Source organism: Agromyces sp. ISL-38, assembly GCF_018613935.1.
Taxonomy (GTDB): domain Bacteria; phylum Actinomycetota; class Actinomycetes; order Actinomycetales; family Microbacteriaceae; genus Agromyces.
This window is the reverse complement of record NZ_JAGGPF010000001.1, coordinates 566,416-582,945: the sequence shown is the minus strand read 5'-3', so window position 1 is coordinate 582,945 and position 16,530 is coordinate 566,416. Positions and strand designations below refer to the sequence as shown.

Sequence of the window (16,530 nt, the reverse complement as noted above, 5' to 3'; positions counted from 1 at the left end):
ACCGCAACCACTGGTCGAGGTACAACGCCAGGTTCCGACGCCGGATCGCATTGTTCGGGCGCGAGAAGTCGAACTGGTTCACGCTGTTCGGGCCGGCGGGGGGCCGCCGCCATCCGCTCAACGAATGCGTCGATCGAATCCGGAGTCATCAACGCCCTGCGCTCGGCAGCGGTGTGCGTGCCTTCGTCAGTCCGAACGCGAAGGAGGTCTCGATGGAGGACAGATTCGGGATGTTTCGCAATGCCGTCCGAACGAGTTCCTCATAGGATTCGAGGCTCGCGACGACGATCTTGAGGAGATAGTCGGTGTCGCCGGCCATGAGATGGGCCTCGACGATGCTCTCGATCTCGCCGATCCGGCGTTCCACCTCGGCAACGGCATCTTCGGCATGCGTGTTCAGCCTCAGCCGTACGAACGCGGTGATCGGCAGACCCAGGGACCCCTGGTCGACCGTCGCCACGTAGCCCGTGATGATGCCCTCGGCTTCAAGCCGGCGAACCCGCCTGAGGCACGGGGAGGGCGAGAGGCCGACCCGCTCGGCGAGGTCTTGGTTCGTCAGTCGGCCGTCGAGTTGCAACTCGCGGAGGATGGCAATGTCCGTGCTGTCCATGACCAATTCGTAGCATGTCCTGCCAACAGACCGCCCACCAGAGACAGAATTGGCAATCGCCTGCTTGCCTCTCTCTCCTAGCCTGAATGGGTGCGCGCGACCGCGGTACAGGGCACACAGGACGGGCGGAATGACGAGAGCACTCGGCGGCACCATCGCGATGATCGCGACGATCATCGTCTGGGCGGGGTTTGCGCTCAGCATCCGCGGCATCTCGGCATCGACGCTCACCGTGGGTGACGTCGCGCTCATCAGGTTCGGACTCCCCGTTCTGGTGCTGTCACCGTGGATCGCGCGAACGTGGCGAAAGCTCGGCGACGAGCGGCCGCTCACGATCATCGTGCTGGTCATCGGTGCAGGTGTTCCCTATCTCACGATCTCCGCGCTCGGTGGAGCCCTGACATCTGCTGCGCTGGTCGGAGTGGTCATTCCCGGCTGCGTGCCGCTGTTCGTGAGCGCACTGATGTTCATGGCCTGGCGTCAGCGCATCACCCGAAGCCAGATCGTCGCGGTCGCCGTCATCGTGCTCGGGGTCGGGGTGGCCATCGCGTTCGCACCGAGCGAGGCGACGGTCGTCGGCATCCTCGTGCTCCTTGCCGCGGGCGTGCTCTGGAGCATCTACACCTTGGCTCTGCGGCACACGAATCTCGATCCGATCGGTGCTGCGCTGGTTCTGTGTGCTCCTTCGTTCGTGGTGGCACTCGCGTGTGTCGCCGTCGGCATCCTGCCGTCGAACATGCTTCAGGGCGACGCGGCAACGCAGGACATCGTGACGTTCGCGCTCGTGCAGGGAATCGGTGTCGGTGTGGTCGCAGCGCTCTGCTACGCATTCGCGGTTCGAGCTCTCGGGGCGGGCACCGCAGCTGCGTTCGGGGCTCTGAGCCCGGCGCTTACGGCGGTGCTCGCAATCCCCGTGCTCGGAGAGGTTCCTGACCTCGGTACGGCCGTCAGCTTGGCGTTGATCGTCGCAGGTGTCCTCGTCTTCCACGACCGCGCGACGCGACGCGCCCGAGCGAGGCGACTGCACTGCCGACCGCGCTGCCAACCGCAACTCGATCCAGCCTCGAAGGAGCCGTCCGATGATGCTCACGACCATGCCCCAAATGCGAGTCGACCCGATCTGGGATCTCGCCAGCACCTTCCAGAGCGATCCTCGCGAAGACAAACTCGACCTGCTGCTCGGCGTCTACCGGGATGATTCCAAACGGGCTCCTGTCATGCGGTCCGTGCTCGCCGCGGAGGCGAAACTGCTCGAACTCGCCGAATCGAAGCAGTACCGAGGGCTCTCCGGCAACCTGGTCTTCAACGCGCGAATCAGCGAGCTGGTTCTCGGTCCTGAGCTCGTCGCGCGCGCCACGACCGTGCAGACGGTCGCGGGCACCGGCGCACTCCGCATCCTCACGGAGCTTCTCGCGATCACCGGCCCGTCGCGGAGGTTCATCCTGGGAACCCCGTCATACGTCAACCACGCGCCGATCATCAAGGCCGTCGGTCCAGCTTTGACCTCCTACGACCTGCTCGACCCTGAAGGCAGATTCGATGAGCAGGCGATGCTCGACGCCGTGGCCCAGGCGCGACCGGGCGACGTGCTCTTGCTGCAGGGCTGCTGTCACAACCCGACCGGGCTCAGCATGTCTTCACGGTTCTGGGCCGAACTCACCGAGGCGATGCTCACGAGCCACGTCGTTCCGTTCGTGGATCAGGCGTACTTCGGGCTCGGCGACGGGCTTCAGGAAGACCTCGAGGGCATGCGAGGCATGCTGGCGCGGGTCCCCGAGGCGGTCATCGCGGTGAGCGGCTCGAAGGCCTGGTCGCTCTACAACGAGCGCGCCGGCGCCGCGATCGTCATCACCTCCGAGGACAAACGCGGCTTCGCACGATCCACCCTCGAGACCATCGCGAGGTCGAGCTACTCCCAAGCACCTGAGCACGGTGCGGCGATCATCGCTGAAATCCTGAGCGATCCGGCCCTCGAACGGATGTGGCGTGCCGAACTCGACGCGATGCGCCGTCGTCTGGCAACCCTTCGCACCGACCTGATCGACGGGATACTCGCGGTCCACGACTCCCCGACATTTCGCGCGGTCGCGGAGCAGCGCGGAATGTTCTTGACGCTACCGCTCACCGTCGCTGAGATGCAGACGCTCAGCACCGAGTTCGGGGTCTACGGACTGCCGTCCGGCCGAATCAACCTCGCAGGCGTCCCACGCGGCCAGGTCTCGACGATCGCCGAACAGATCGGGCAGCTCCTCACGCGCCGGCGCGACTAACATCGTGCAGGGTCAGCTCTCCCCCACGACCCCCGTGCGCGCGACCTCGCCGAGCCATGCCAGGCTCGGCTTGGGCCGCCGCTCGAACGTGCGCGGGTCCCAGCCGATGAGCCCGAACGTCGGCGTGAAGCTCCCCCACTCGTAATTGTCGAGTGCGCTCCAGTGCAGGTAGCCGCGCACGTCGACACCATCCACCAGCGCGGATGCCACGGCGCCGAGCGCGCCCCGCGTGTAGTCGACGCGGCGACCGTCGTCGGCCGTGGCGATGCCGTTCTCGGTCACGTACACCGGCAGCCCGTTGCGGGCCCAGGAGTTGCGGATGCCCTCGCCGATGGCGGGCGGGTAGTACTCCCAGCCGGTGAGCGTGCGCTCCGCGTCATCCGGAATCGGAAGCGGCCCGTCGGTGCCGACCTTCGTACGTGTGTAGGCCTGCACGCCGACCCAGTCGTCGCCGGATGCCGCGTCGAGGAACACGTCCTCGCGCGACCAGCCGTACTCCGCCGCGACCTGCTCGGCGCCGGGCTCGGCCTGGTAGGCCTGCGTCGCGATCGACCACCCGGCGCGGCTGCCGGCCCCGCGCACGAGTTCGACGGCTCGCTTGTGTGCGTCGATGAGCCGGTCGGTCACGTGCGGCACGCCGGGCGGCAGCCCGATCGACGGGAACCCCACTGCCGGGTCGGCGAGCACCGAGACCATGTTCGGCTCGTTGATCGTGCACACCAGATCCACCTCGTCGAGGATCGGCAGCGCGGCCTCGACGAACCGGGCGAAGCGGTCGACCGCGGCATCCGTCAGCCAGCCGCCGGCGCGTGCGAACCACGCCGGGTTCGTGAAGTGATGCAGGGTGACGATCGGTTCGAGGCCGAGCCCACGGGCGGTGTCGACCATACGTCGGTAGTGGTCGATCATGGCCCGTGAGACGAAGCCCTCCTCGGGCTCGATGCGTGCCCACTCGATGCTGAACCGGTAGGCGCTCAGCCCGGCGCCCGCGAGCAGCGCCATGTCCTCTGGATAGCGATGGAAGCTGTCGGCGGCATCGCCCGAGGGCGTCTCGACCGGCGCGCCGGGCAAGTGGCCGTGCTCGCGCTGCCACCAGTCGGAGTTGACGTTGTTGCCCTCGATCTGATGGGCGGCGGTCGAGGCGCCCCAGAGGAAACCGTCGGGGAAGCGGATGTCTGCCATCCAGCCCTCCTTCACTTGGATCGGAACATGGATCGGATCAGAATCACTTGATTCCCGTGAGGGCGATGCCCTGCACGAAGTAACGCTGCAGCACCACGAAGATGAGCAGCACGGGCACGACCACGACGACCGCACCGGCCATCATGAGCCCGTACTGTGCCGCGTTCTGGCCCACCGAGTACAGCGCGAGCGCCACCGGCAGGGTGTACTTGTCTTCGCTCGTGGCCACGACGAGCGGCCAGAGGAAGTTGTTCCAGCTCCCGAGGAACGTGAGGATCGTGAGCGTCGCGACCGCCGGGCCGCAGAGCGGCATGATCACGCTGAGGAAGGTGCGCCACTCCCCCGCGCCGTCGATGCGCGCCGCCTCGATGATGTCGTCGGGCAGGCTCAGCATGAATTGGCGCATCAGGAACACCCCGAGCGGGGTGATCAGGAACGGCAGGATCAGCCCCGGGTAGGAGTTCACGAGCCCGAGGTTCGCGGTCAGCACGAAGAGCGGAACGAACGTCACGACGCCCGGCACCATGAGCGTGCCGAGCACGAGCACGAAGAGCAGCTTCTTGCCGCGGAACTCGAGCTTCGCGAGGGCATAGCCCACCATCGACGAGAACACGATGTTGCCGAGCGTCACGAACACGGCCACGATGATGCTGTTCGTGAAGAACGTCGCGAAGTCGAGCCTGCCGAACAGCTGGGCGTAGTTTTCGACGGTCGGCTCGATCGGCCAGAAGTTCGTCGGGTACTGGCGGATCTCGGCGGTGGTCTTGAACGAGCCGAGGATCATCCACACGAACGGCATGACCATCGCGACGAGACCGAGCGTGAGCACGACGTAGAGCCACCGGCGCGGTCGCGGTCGTCGTCGACGGCCGCGCGTTCCGGTCGTTGTCGAGCGAGCGGATGCCGCGTTGCGGGCGGCATCCGGCACCTGGGTGTCCTTCGCGATCGCCGACATGTCAGTCCTTCTTTCCGAGCAGCCGGAATTGGATCAGCGACAGCGCGACGATCGCGAGGAAGAGCACGTAGCTCGCCGCGGAGGCGTAGGAGTAGTTGCCGAACCCGAACTGGTTGAAGGTGTACATCGCCGCCGACAGCGTGGCGTCGAGCGGTCCGCCGCGCGTCATCACGAACGGCTCCTCGAAGAACTGCAGGAAGCCGATTCCGGTGATGACGGCCGCGAAGAGCAGCGTGGGGCGCATCGCCGGAATCGTGATGTTGCCGAAGCGCTGGAACGCGTTCGCGCCGTCGACCATCGCCGCCTCGTGGTGCTCCTTCGGCACTCCCTGCAGACCGGCGAGGAAGATCACCATGAGCGTGCCGATGTTGCGCCAGACCGCCATGAGGATGAGCGAGGGCAGCGCCCAGGTCGTGCTCTGCAGCCAGTCGGGGCCGGCGATGCCGAACCAGCCGAGGAACGCGTTCAGCAGCCCGTCGGGCTGGAGGATGAACCGCCAGACGATCGCGATCGCCACGATGCTCGTCACGACGGGCGCGTAGTAGCCCACCCGGAACACCGTGCGGAACTTCGCGATGCCGGTGTTCAGCGCGAGCGCCACGGCGAGCGCGAGGGCCATCGTGAGGGGAACACCGACGATCACGAAGACCGCGGTGTTCAGGAGCGATCGCACGAACCGCGGGTCGACGAAGAGTTCGGCGTAGTTCTCGAGCCCCACGAAGTTCACGTTGAACGGGGTCTGCAGATCTCGTGTCGTGAGGTCGGTGAAGCTCATCATGAGCGACGCCACGATCGGTCCGGCCATGAACACGAGGAACAGGATCAGGAACGGTGCAGCGAAGCCCCACGCGACGAGCGTGGCGTGCCGGCTCCGACGCGACGCGCGAGGGCGCGCCGGAGCCTGCGGGGCGAGGGCGACCATGATGCCTACTGGCCCGTGCCGATCGACTCGGCCTGCTGCTGCACCGCAGCGAGTGCGTCTTCGACGCTCGTCTCACCACGCGTGACCTTCTCGAGCTCCTGGTCGATGACCGCCGACACCTGCGCCCAGGTGGGGATCGCCGGCGGGGCCTTCGAGTCGGTGAGCTGCTCGCCGAAGACGCTGAGGTACGGGTCGTCGGCGAACACCGGGTCGTCCCAGGCGGCCTCGACGCTCGGCAGGTCGGTCGAGATGTCGTACCACTGCACTTGCGTCTCGGGCTGGCTCAGCCAGCGCACGAACTTCCATGCGGCGTCGCGGTTCTCGCTGTCGTCGAAGACGGCGAGGTTGCCGCCGCCCGTGAAGCTCGTGCGGGTGTCGGCGCCCGGCACCATCGCGACGGCGAACTTGTCGGCGAACTCGGGTCCGCCCTGTTCGCGCAGCAGGCTCACGTGGAACGGGCCGCTGAAGAACGATCCGACCTCGCCCGAGATGAACTTCTGCTCGATCTCGCCGCCCTCGAGCCGCACGGGCTCGGAGATGCCCTCTTCGAAGAAGCTCGCGTAGAACTCGAACGCCTCCTGCCACTCGGGGCTGTCGAACGTGAACGTCTCGCCGTCGGCGTCGAGGATGTCTCCGCCCTGCTGCCAGGCGAGCGGTGCGATGTACTGCCACGAGTCGAATCCGCCGGGCGGGAGTGAGACACCGGAGGTCGCACCCTGGTCTTTCAATGCCGCGGCGAAGGTCTTGTACTCGTCCCACGTCGTGGGCGCTTCGACGCCGGCCGCCTCGGCCAGGTCGGTGCGGTAGTAGAGCACGCGGGTGTCGACGTACCAGGGCACGCCGTAGGCCACGTCGTCGACGACGGCCGTGTTCCACGAGCCCTCGAAGAAGTCGCCCTCGTCGACGAGCCCGTCGGGCGTCGGCTCGAACGCGCCGGTGGCGGCGAATTCGCCGACCCACGTCGTGCCGAGCATCGAGATGTCGGGCGTCTCACCGCCGGCGATCGCGGTGGCGATGCGGTCGTGCGCGCTCTCCCACGGCACTGCGGTGACGTCGATCGTGACGTCGGGGTTCTCCTCCTCGAACTGGGCGGCGAGTTCGCCGAGCACTTCACCCTCGTTGCCCATCGCCCAGATCTCGACCGTGCCCGTCGCGGGCTGGTCGTCGATCTCGCCCTTGCTCTCAGGGCCGTCGGCCGCTCCGTCGCCTCGTCCGCACGCGGTCAGCATGATCGCGCCGGCAGCAACGATCGCGCCGGCCGCTACCATGCGCCCGGTTGCTCGCTGTGATCTCCATCGATTCATCGTCTCGGCCTCCATTGGTCGGTGCCCGCTCGGGGCACGTGCGACGGCTACCCGACGCAACGCATCCAACATAGCGCAGAAACCTTTCATGCGATAGGTTTTAGGTATGGAACGCAATAAGGCGACGGATGCCGCGAGCGGCACGAGCGTGTCGACGCCGACGCCCGAGGCATCCGGGCCCGAGGCATCCGGTGCCCCGTCATCGCGCGCGCCGCGCGGCAGTTACGCGAAGGGGCAGGCCAAACGCCAGGAGATCGTCGACGCCGCACTGCTGGTGTTCGGGCGCAGCGGCTATCACAGCGGGTCGCTTCGTGAGATCGCGAAGCGGGTCAACCTCACTCTCGCCGGGCTCATGCATCACTTCGCAGGTAAAGAGGAGCTCTTCACCGAGGTGCTCCGCCAGCGCGACGCGCGAGTGCAGGAGGCCGCCGGCGACGTGTCGGAGTTCACCCTGCTCGAGCAGGTGCGCAAAGTGGTCGCGTACAACCAGACCACTCGCGGCCTCACCTCGCTCTACACGGTGATCTCAGCGGAGGCCACCGACAGCGAGCACCCCGCCCATGAGGAGTTCGCACGTCGGTATGCCGAAGCGGCGACCTCGGCACGCGCCGTGCTCGACGATGCCCAACGCGACGGCATCATCCGTGCCGACATCGACACCGCCCACGCCGCCCGGCTCATCGCCGCCGTGATGGACGGCCTGCAGCAGCAGTGGCTGCTCGACGAGTCGGTCGACATGACGGCGGCGTTCGACGAGTTCTTGCGCGGTTACCTGCTGGCACCGCGGGGCGACGCCTGACCTTCAGCTCACCGCGACCCCGCGCTTCGCCCGAGCGTAGTGCCGGCGCGCCTTCTCCCGGTTGCCACACGTCTCCATCGAGTGCCACTTGCGCGCGTTGGCTCGGCTCTCGTCGATGAGGAAGTGCTGGCAGTCCGCGGCGGCACACGGCCGGATACGCGAGCCCTGCTCGCCCTGCAGCGCGCTCCACTCCTCGATGGCCTTCGCGCCGATCGCGAGTGCGGGGTCGACCTCGTCGACCCACTCGATGCCGCCGTCGTGGAGTTCGGCGCGCTTGCGCATGGCGCCGGCCCACGGCGCGAGCGCAGTGGCATCCGTCTGCCCTCGCAGGAACGGCACGAGCACCTCGCGCACCGCCCGCGCATCGGCGATCTCGGCCCTGGTGCCGGCGTGGCCGTGAGCCTTGAGCCATGCGGATGCCGCGGAGTCGTCGCCGAGCTCATCGCTGACCTCGTCGCCGAGCACGAGGCGCGAGTTCACGAGGTCGAGCAGGAGGGAGAAGTCTGGCATGAGGGATCTCGATTCGGACGGTGACGTTCTAACCACGTTAACGCACTGGACAGGTTGGAATAGTCCCGCTATCGTAGCGTTGTAACCAGCATCACCAGCCTATCCGGTTAGAAGATCCAACTTCAAGGAGTACAGAACCATGTCGACCATCACCGTCGGAACCGAGAACAGCACCCCGATCGAGCTGTACTACGAAGACCACGGCTCCGGCCAGCCCGTCGTGCTCATCCACGGCTATCCGCTCAACGGCCGCTCGTGGGAGAAGCAGACCGCCGCGCTCCTCGCCGCCGGCTATCGCGTCATCAGCTACGACCGCCGCGGGTTCGGCCTGTCGAGCCAGCCCACCGTCGGCTACGACTACGACACGTTCGCCGCCGACCTCAACACCGTGATGGAGACGCTCGACCTGCACGACACCGTGCTCGTCGGGTTCTCGATGGGCACCGGCGAGGTCGGCCGCTACCTCAGCACCTACGGCAGCGAGCGCGTCGCAAAGGCCGCGTTCCTCGCCTCGCTCGAGCCGTTCCTGCTCCAGACCGACGACAACCCGGCGGGCGTGCCCTCCTCGGTGTTCGAGGGCATCGAGCAGGCCGCGAAGGCCGACCGGTACGCGTGGTTCGACGACTTCTACCAGAACTTCTACAACCTCGATGAGACCCTCGGCAGCCGCATCAGCGAGGCCGCGGTGCGCGCGAGCTGGAACGTCGCCGCGGGCGCCTCCTGGTTCGCCTCCTCGGCCGTCGTCCAGACGTGGCTCACCGACTTCCGCGCCGACATCGAGAAGGTCGACGTGCCCTCGCTGATCCTGCACGGCACGGCCGACCGCATCCTCCCGATCGACGCGACGGCTCGCGAGTTCACGAAGCGCCTGCCCGACGCCGACTACGTCGAGATCGAGGGCGCCCCGCACGGGCTGCTCTGGACCCACGCCGAAGAGGTCAACGAGGCGCTGCTCGCGTTCCTGGCGAAGTAGTCGACGCAAGGCGTCGGCGCTGAGTCGCGCGCCGAGTCGTTGGTGAACTGAGCCCCAGCGCCACGCGCGCAGAAGGTATGCGGATGCTGCGGCATCCGCACACCTTCTGTCGCGTATCCCGCGCGGATCTGGCCCGGGAGCAAGTCGTATGTACGGAAGTTCTCCAGCGCAGGCGCGACCGTTTCCATCGCTGGCCGAAGCCTCTGGTGTGGTAGTCGAAAACCCCAGACACGCGAGGTTTCGACATCTTCTCTGGAATCGTGAGTTTCGACCACCGATTCGGGCGGGTTCTGACCATCTCGCCGGCAGTGTTCTCAAACGATCGTTTTCTGACGCGGTCCGACGTGCGAGCACTGAAGGGTTGAGGCATGATCGGGCTGTGAAGTTTAATACGGTGCTACCCCGATCGGACGGGCCCGGCGTTCTGAATGAAGTCCTGCGGATGACTTCGCATGCCAGCGTTCGCGCGACTGGAGTGACCCAACAGGGTGAGCATCACTTTCAGTTCCAAGTTGAGCTCGACCTCCCCGGCGGCGAATGGCACATGGTCACCAGTCGCGGGGAGGTCTATTCCTATCGCGACGGTACCGTTTCTCTGCCACCTGACCCTCCCTTTCAAGCTGAGTTCGGAAGCGGCATGTTCAATGAGATCCGGATGCTGTACCCGGATCGGTTGCTGCTGTGGGGACGTCGGAACGAGAGCTTCTACCCGATGCTCGCGCAGGAGATCGGAACGCACTCGATCCTGCTCACGTTCGAGCACGTCGAAGACCCCGCTTTTCGGGCAACGATGGTCATCGACCGTCGCCTCGGTGTGATCCGCAAGACGGCGATGCTCGGCGACCTCCGCATCCTCACCGACGTGCAGATCGATCAGCCAATGGCGAGAGACACGAACCCAGTGCTCGAGCCGATCACCGACTGGATCCGCGCCGACTACTGAGAGGAGCATTGAAGACCTCGCCGCGTCAGAAACAATCGTTATTGAGCTGCGGGGCACGGCTGCGCGATGGCTCATCCGCTATGGCCAAATCCCCACTTCCTGCTTGTTGGGCCAAGCGCAGTTCTTGGAGTACGCGGGTCCAACATATTGGTAGCACTGAAAGCGCGGGGAGCTGCCGATGTATCCGTTGAAGGCGAACACTATGTCGTCCTCGGAGTCATAGATCGAGTCCAGGTGAAACGCAATAGAGTACTTCCCCTCGGTCTTATCGGCTCGACTGAGCCATGAAGTGCGGATGAGCTGGTTTTGGGGCGTGAGGAATAAAAACGGCTTCTCTTGCTCGAGCGTGGGGCTGAGGATGTTGTGCATTCGGTATAGATCTAACTCACCGTGGGCAGTGATGGGGATCCCGTCGTCGCTCGTGATGCGAAACGAGACCAGCTGATTCAACTGCTGCAAATCGAACTTCACGTAGAGCGAAATGGACCTCTGCCAGATAATCTCGCCAGTGGTCGGATTGTGCCGCAGATACGGCTCACGGTAGTTGCAATCGGCCGCGCACACGCTGATGATCACGCACGTCCACGGTTCCGCTGGCAGCGGTTCCTCGCTCTCGGTTGACAGCGCTTGATTCTGACCCTCGGTCAGGATTTGTCCCTGGTTGCTCGGCGCCTCGCTGCTCTCGCTAGTCGGGATGGGCGCGCTTTCTGGCTCTAGCCGAGTACCGTCTGGAAGTTCGGCCCACACCGTCACAGCGCTCGAGGTGCATACAGCCGCCATTTCAGCGTCCGCCGGCACATTCTTCGTCACGCGGTAGTGATCAGCGAACTCCTGACTCACCGAAAAGCAGTCGGCCGGCTCAGCGGCGTGCGCCGCAGCCGGTAGGAGAGCCAGCGATACGGCCATCGTGACCGTCGCCACTCCTGCGATCAGAACCTTCATGACACACTCCATATCCGTCGGCTGGGCCAGACACTAGAGCAGCGGCAGTGTGGCCGCGACCCACCTTCTGGTGCCACCTTCCCAGAGGGGGAAGCCTACGGCCTGTCACAAACGATCGTTTATGACGGGCGCAGTATGCCGGCCGCGCCTGCTCACCACAGCGAAGCATCGGGAACGACCGCCTCGGCGGTTTCGTTGGGCGCGGCCCGTCACGATGCCGCGACGATCCTGCATCGGTTTCGCAACACTTGTCGCAGCACCGACAGAGGTGTCTCTGCCGCCCGTGACGATGGTGTCAACGAGAACCCCGAGCGAAAGGCAACAACGCAAATGGCATCCATCACAGCTGCAAGCCGAGCATGGATCCCGACCACCACCACAGCCGCGATCGTCGTTGTGCTTCTCCTAGTCGTCGCGCAAATGCCTGAGGTCTGCCCGGCGGTTTTGCCCGCGCCACCGAGCTGCGCGGTCGATGCCCGGGAATCCGCCGCGATCTCGGCTGGCTTGCTCGTGCTCGCTTCAGCGGCGATCGCGATCGCGGTGACGTACGCGCTGCCGGTACGGGCTCGCCCCATGGTTCTCCGACTCACGATGATCGCCATGGCTCTCATCGGTGCCCTGGCCCTCGTGATGACCGTTGGGGCCTCTGGCTTCATCCTGGTCTAGACGAACAGGTCGGGCATCGGGCCGCGCTCTGCTGCCGTCATTGTTCAGAAACGATCGATTCTGACAACTCGCGATGTGGCCGACCCTGCGCACCGCTCGCGGGTTGAAATGCCTCACGAATCAACCGGCCTTGTTCGGTCGCACGCACGCACGCTAACTCACTGACGACGGATCGACCTACCCTATCTTGACCGAGATGTTCTCAGTCAGGTCCGTATAGACGCCATCGGGCGGCCGTGCGCCATCGGGGTGCACGTGGTACGCGTGGCGGCCAGGCCCTTCCATTCCAACCCAACTGCCGCCGCTGCACGCCGCCGAGACGCCCTCGTCTCCGGGACCATCGACGAGAAGACAGATCCCCCCTTTGGGGTCGCTGCCCTTCGCAAGGTAGAGGCGGTCGCCCTCATACTCGGTGGCGAAGCGAAGGCTGTCGACGTCGACGCCGTAGAGCTCCTGATCGGCAAGCTCGGATGGAGGCGCGTCGGCCGGCTCCGCCTCCCGGTCGAAGATCGCATAATGCTCATAGTCCTCACCGAACGTGCAACCGCTGAGCAGCACCAGGAGCGCGATCGATGCCAATGGCGTCAGGAGTGCCGACGCCTGCTGCCGGCGAGTAGCCCGCGGCCCGCGTCGGCGGTTCACCACGGTGTTCGACGTGTCCTGTACCCGCCCACGCGGCCTCCCATCGTCGTGGACCTGCTGCGGTGTCCCGTCGGCACTCCGTCCACGGCCATGCTGGCGGGAAACGTCCAACGGGGCAAGAACCACGGTGCACGAGCGAGGGTGCCACAACCGATCGTCAGTGAGTTACCGCCGGCGTCGGAAGCCGCCGACGTCTCATGTAGCCAGCGAGTGCGCTACCGATCGCGAGTACTACGCACGCGATCGCGGCCACCGCGAGCCACGTGGGCAACCGTCCGGGCGGTACAACAACGTCTGTGCCTCACAAGGACGGGAACCGAAGAGCTGCGAACCTAGAACGGCGCGATCACCGTCACGACCGAGTGAGCGGATGCCGCGGCATCCGCCCACTCGTCAGGTCACTCGCCGCGCAGCTCTTCGAGCACGACCTCGAGCTGGTCGACCGCCCAGTCGAGATCGCTCTGCTCGACGACGATCGGCGGCGCGAGCCGGATCGTCGAACCGTGCGTGTCCTTCACGAGCACGCCCCGGCGCATGAGCGCCTCGCACACCACGCGACCGGTCGCGAGCTCGGGATCGATGTCGATGCCGGCCCAGAGGCCCGCGCCGCGCACCGCGACGACGCCCCGCCCGATGAGCGCGACGAGCCGCTCGTGCAGGTGCGCGCCGAGCTCCCGCGCACGCTCCTGCGGCTCTCCCGTCGCGAGCATGCGCACGACTTCGAGGCCGACCGCTGCGGCAAGCGGGTTGCCGCCGAAGGTCGAGCCGTGCTGGCCCGGCTGGAGCACCCCGAGCACGTCGCGGTCGCCGACCACCGCGGAGACGGGCACGATGCCGCCGCCGAGGGCCTTGCCGAGCAGGTAGAGGTCGGGCACGACGCCCACGAGGTCGCACGCGAACGTCGACCCCGTGCGGCCGAGGCCCGACTGGATCTCGTCGGCGATGAGCAGCACGTTGTGGCGGCGGGTGATCTCGCGCAGCGCCGGCAGGAAGTCGGCCGACGGCACGAGGATGCCCGACTCGCCCTGGATCGGCTCCACGAGCACCGCGACGGTGTTGTCGTCGATGGCCGCCTCGACCGCCGCGGCATCGTCGTAGGGCACCTTGCGGAAGCCCGGGGTGTACGGCCCGAAGTCGTCGCGCGCGACGGTGTCGTCGCTGAACGAGATGATCGTCGTCGTGCGGCCGTGGAAGTTGCCCGCCATCACGATGATGTTCGCGGCATCCGCGGTCACGCCCTTCACCCGGTAGCCCCAGGCGCGAGCGACCTTGATGGCCGACTCCACGGCCTCGGCGCCCGTGTTCATTGGGAGCACCATGTCCTTGCCGGCGAGCGCGGCGAGCTCGGTCACGAACGGGCCGAGCTGGTCGTTGTGGAACGCGCGGCTCGTGAGCGTGATGCGGCCGAGCTGCGCGCGCGCCACCTCGAGGAGGCGCTCGTTGCTGTGGCCGAAGTTCACGGCCGAGTAGGCGGCGAGGCAATCGAGGTAGCGGCGGCCGTCGACGTCCGTCACCCAGGCGCCGTCGCCGCGCTCCACCACGACGGGCAGCGGGTGGTAGTTGTGGGCCGCGTGCTCGTCTTCCTCGCGCAGGAACTCGGCGGTGCGCTCACTCACGCCGGTGGCCTCGGTCGGGATCTCCTGAGTTGGGTCCTCCTGAGTCGGGTCCTCCTCAGTTGGGAGGACATCTGCGGCTTCGGAGGACGAATTCGGCACCGAGCGTCCTCCGAATCCGGCAATGTCCTCCCGAACGGCGTCGTGGTCCAGCTCGCGGCTCATCGGCGCAACTCCAGCGTGCAGCACTTCACGCCGCCGCCGCCGCGCAGCAGCTCGGAGAGGTCGACGCCGATCGGGTTGTAGCCGTGCTCGCGCAACTGCCGCTCGAAGTCGGCGGCCCGCGAGGCGATGACCACGTTGTGGCCGTCGCTGAACGAGTTGAGGCCGAGCACCGCGGCATCCGTCTCGTTGACGATGATCGCGTCGGGGTACCGCTCACGCAGTACGGCGACGGATGCCTCGTCGAACGCGCTCGGCAGGTAGGCGATGTGCTCCTGGCCGGGCGTCGGGTCGAGCACCGCGATGGCGGTGTCGAGGTGGTAGAAGCTCGGATCCACGAGTCGGAGGGTCACGATCTCGCGACCGGAGATGCGGCCGAGCTCCACATGCGAGAGCGAGTGGCTGCGGAAGCCGGTGCCGGCGAGGATCGTGTCGCCGACGAGCAGGAAGTCGCCCTCGCCCTCGTTGATCTCCTCGGGAACGCGCACGTCGAAGCCCGCCTCGCGGAACCAGTCCATGTACGCGGGACCCTCGGGCGCACGCTCGGGGTGCGTGAACTTGGCGCCGTAGGCGATGCCGTCGATGACGAACCCGCCGTTCGCCGCGTAAACCATGTCGGGCAGGCCCTCGATGGGGTCGACGAGCTGCACGTCGAAGCCGAGGCCGACGTACGTCTCGTAGAGCGTCTGCCACTGCGTGAGGGCGAGGCTCGTGTCGGTGGGCTCGGCCGGGTTCATCCACGGGTTGATGCGGTACACGACCGTGAAGTGCTCAGGACGGCACATCAGGACGCTGCGGCCGGTGGGTCGGCGTTCGGGCCGGATCTCCGGCTGGTCTTCGGTCTGGATCACGGTCGACATCTCACTCCTCGAGAGCACTTGCGGAGGTCGCGACGCACCGTTTCCGGTGAATGGGTCGCCTCGGTCCGCGGTGTGGGCAAAGATGGCGGACCAGGTCACTCTCGCGAGCCTCGACGACGACGTTCGGGTTCGCCGCCGTCGAGACGCCACTTCCAGTGTGAACGCAATCGGGCTGTGGTTCCCGGATTGCTGCGCAGCTTTCGTGCTCGTTCGGCCGTGATTCGCGGCATCCCTGCGCGAATCGGCGGTCGGATGCCGCGACCTGCGCGTTCGGGCACCGGTTTACCGCGCAGCGGCGGGTGCGGCATCGAGCAGCCGGACTCAGCCGTTCTTGGCGTCGCGCCAGCGGAGCCAGTGCTGCACGCGATCGAGGTCGTAGTCGGGACCGGTGATGCCGAGCGTGAACAGTCGCACGCCTGCGTCGTAGAGCGCGTCGGCGTGCTCGATGTCGTAGCCGCGGCCGAGCTCGTTCGACACCGTGATGCCCGAGACATCCCGGCCGTCCTTCTCGCCCCAGCGGGCGATCACGTCGAGCTTGTGCGCGATCTCGTCGGGTCGCACGAAGGAGTGCCAGATGTCGGCGTGATGCGCGACGATGCGAAGCGTCTTCTGCTCGCCCTTGCCGCCGATCATGATCGGGATGCGGCGCGTCGGCGGCGGGTTCAGCTTCGCCCAGCGCGCCTCGATGCGGGGCAGCGCGTGGGCGAGCGCGGTGAGCCGTGTTCCGGGCGTGCCGAACTCGTAGCCGTACTCGTCGTAGTCGCGGTGGAACCAGCCCGACCCGGTGCCGAAGATGAAGCGGCCGACGCCGGTGCCCTTCTCGCTGATGTGGTCGATCGTGCGGGCCATGTCGGCCTGCAGGTCGGCGCCCCGATAGGAGTTGCAGTTCACGAGGGTGCCGAACTCGACGCGCTCGGTCTGTTCGGCCCACGCGCCGAGCATCGTCCACGCCTCGAAGTGCAGGCCATCGCGATCGCCCGAGAGCGGGAAGAAGTGGTCCCAGTTGAAGACGATGTCGGCGCCGAGCTCTTCGAGGCGGAGCACGGTGTCGCGGATGGCGGTGTACTGGGCGTGCTGCGGCTGAACCTGGATACCGAGACGCACGGGGGAATCGAGACGCATTCGTCCAGCCTATGGCGATCGGATGCCGCGGCGGCGGCGGGTGGTGCGGATTTTC

The 16,530-nt window shown here is 66.5% G+C and carries 17 protein-coding genes; 6 read left to right on the top strand and 11 right to left on the bottom strand.

Translation table 11 applies throughout. The features are described 5' to 3' along the window. Positions 1–148 precede the first annotated feature (148 nt). Positions 149–787 carry an Lrp/AsnC family transcriptional regulator gene (locus J7E25_RS18110; protein ID WP_285289779.1) on the bottom strand — a complete coding sequence of 213 codons (639 nt, stop codon included), beginning with the start codon at positions 785–787 and terminating at the stop codon, positions 149–151. Between J7E25_RS18110 and J7E25_RS02825 the strand changes: the two genes are divergently transcribed. Further along, on the top strand, positions 741–1,808 hold the full coding sequence (locus J7E25_RS02825) for a DMT family transporter (RefSeq protein WP_214867705.1): 1,068 nt from the start codon (positions 741–743) through the stop codon (positions 1,806–1,808). The two genes, J7E25_RS18110 and J7E25_RS02825, sit on opposite strands and share 47 nt — an antisense overlap. Next, the gene (locus tag J7E25_RS02820) at positions 1,690–2,880 is read left to right on the top strand and encodes an aromatic amino acid transaminase (RefSeq protein WP_214867704.1); all 1,191 of its coding nucleotides are present in this window, start codon (positions 1,690–1,692) and stop codon (positions 2,878–2,880) included. Before J7E25_RS02825 ends, J7E25_RS02820 begins: the two co-directional genes overlap by 119 nt. A gap of 12 nt (positions 2,881–2,892) precedes the next feature. Here J7E25_RS02820 and J7E25_RS02815 read toward each other — a convergent pair whose 3' ends face one another. From J7E25_RS02815 to J7E25_RS02800, 4 genes are read right to left on the bottom strand one after another with little or no spacing between them, the layout of a single operon-like run. Then, positions 2,893–4,062 (bottom strand): glycoside hydrolase family 1 protein, encoded by a 1,170-nt coding sequence (locus J7E25_RS02815; RefSeq protein ID WP_214867702.1) that lies wholly within the window; start codon positions 4,060–4,062, stop codon positions 2,893–2,895. Positions 4,063–4,105: 43 nt separating this feature from the next. Continuing rightward, complete coding sequence (locus J7E25_RS02810; RefSeq protein ID WP_214867700.1) at positions 4,106–5,017, bottom strand: carbohydrate ABC transporter permease; 912 nt, start codon at positions 5,015–5,017, stop codon at positions 4,106–4,108. 1 nt (position 5,018) lies between these two features. Next, positions 5,019–5,939, bottom strand: coding sequence for a carbohydrate ABC transporter permease (locus J7E25_RS02805; RefSeq protein ID WP_214867698.1), 921 nt, complete (start codon positions 5,937–5,939; stop codon positions 5,019–5,021). Positions 5,940–5,944: 5 nt separating this feature from the next. Beyond that, complete coding sequence (locus J7E25_RS02800) at positions 5,945–7,207, bottom strand: sugar ABC transporter substrate-binding protein (RefSeq protein ID WP_251038708.1); 1,263 nt, start codon at positions 7,205–7,207, stop codon at positions 5,945–5,947. Positions 7,208–7,349: 142 nt separating this feature from the next. Between J7E25_RS02800 and J7E25_RS02795 the strand changes: the two genes are divergently transcribed. Continuing rightward, entirely contained in the window at positions 7,350–8,042 is a 693-nt protein-coding gene (locus J7E25_RS02795) for a TetR/AcrR family transcriptional regulator (RefSeq protein WP_214867696.1), read from the top strand. A gap of 3 nt (positions 8,043–8,045) precedes the next feature. On the opposite strand, the gene J7E25_RS02790 is transcribed toward J7E25_RS02795, so the two are convergent. After that, positions 8,046–8,552, bottom strand: coding sequence for a CGNR zinc finger domain-containing protein (locus tag J7E25_RS02790; protein ID WP_214867694.1), 507 nt, complete (start codon positions 8,550–8,552; stop codon positions 8,046–8,048). A gap of 139 nt (positions 8,553–8,691) precedes the next feature. On the opposite strand from J7E25_RS02790, the gene J7E25_RS02785 reads away from it, so the two are divergent. Both J7E25_RS02785 and J7E25_RS02780 read left to right on the top strand, forming a co-directional pair. Next, entirely contained in the window at positions 8,692–9,525 is an 834-nt protein-coding gene (locus tag J7E25_RS02785; RefSeq protein ID WP_214867693.1) for an alpha/beta fold hydrolase, read from the top strand. Positions 9,526–9,904: 379 nt separating this feature from the next. Further along, positions 9,905–10,468 (top strand): hypothetical protein, encoded by a 564-nt coding sequence (locus J7E25_RS02780; protein ID WP_214867691.1) that lies wholly within the window; start codon positions 9,905–9,907, stop codon positions 10,466–10,468. Positions 10,469–10,546: 78 nt separating this feature from the next. On the opposite strand, the gene J7E25_RS02775 is transcribed toward J7E25_RS02780, so the two are convergent. Continuing rightward, complete coding sequence (locus J7E25_RS02775) at positions 10,547–11,410, bottom strand: hypothetical protein (protein ID WP_214867689.1); 864 nt, start codon at positions 11,408–11,410, stop codon at positions 10,547–10,549. Between the two features lie 135 nt (positions 11,411–11,545). Here J7E25_RS02775 and J7E25_RS02770 point away from each other — a divergent pair, with 135 nt between their 5' ends. Next, on the top strand, positions 11,546–12,076 hold the full coding sequence (locus tag J7E25_RS02770; protein ID WP_214867688.1) for a hypothetical protein: 531 nt from the start codon (positions 11,546–11,548) through the stop codon (positions 12,074–12,076). Positions 12,077–12,253: 177 nt separating this feature from the next. Here the strand turns inward: J7E25_RS02770 and J7E25_RS02765 are convergent, their stop codons facing one another. From J7E25_RS02765 to J7E25_RS02750, 4 genes are all read right to left on the bottom strand, one after another. Next, positions 12,254–12,655 carry a hypothetical protein gene (locus J7E25_RS02765; protein ID WP_214867686.1) on the bottom strand — a complete coding sequence of 134 codons (402 nt, stop codon included), beginning with the start codon at positions 12,653–12,655 and terminating at the stop codon, positions 12,254–12,256. 461 nt (positions 12,656–13,116) lie between these two features. Next, a complete protein-coding gene (gene rocD / locus J7E25_RS02760) occupies positions 13,117–14,334 on the bottom strand; it encodes an ornithine--oxo-acid transaminase (protein ID WP_308164326.1) in 1,218 nt (405 codons plus the stop codon). 158 nt (positions 14,335–14,492) lie between these two features. After that, entirely contained in the window at positions 14,493–15,353 is an 861-nt protein-coding gene (ddaH, locus tag J7E25_RS02755; RefSeq protein ID WP_214867682.1) for a dimethylargininase, read from the bottom strand. Between the two features lie 321 nt (positions 15,354–15,674). Continuing rightward, positions 15,675–16,475 carry an LLM class F420-dependent oxidoreductase gene (locus J7E25_RS02750; RefSeq protein WP_214867681.1) on the bottom strand — a complete coding sequence of 267 codons (801 nt, stop codon included), beginning with the start codon at positions 16,473–16,475 and terminating at the stop codon, positions 15,675–15,677. Positions 16,476–16,530: the final 55 nt, after the last annotated feature.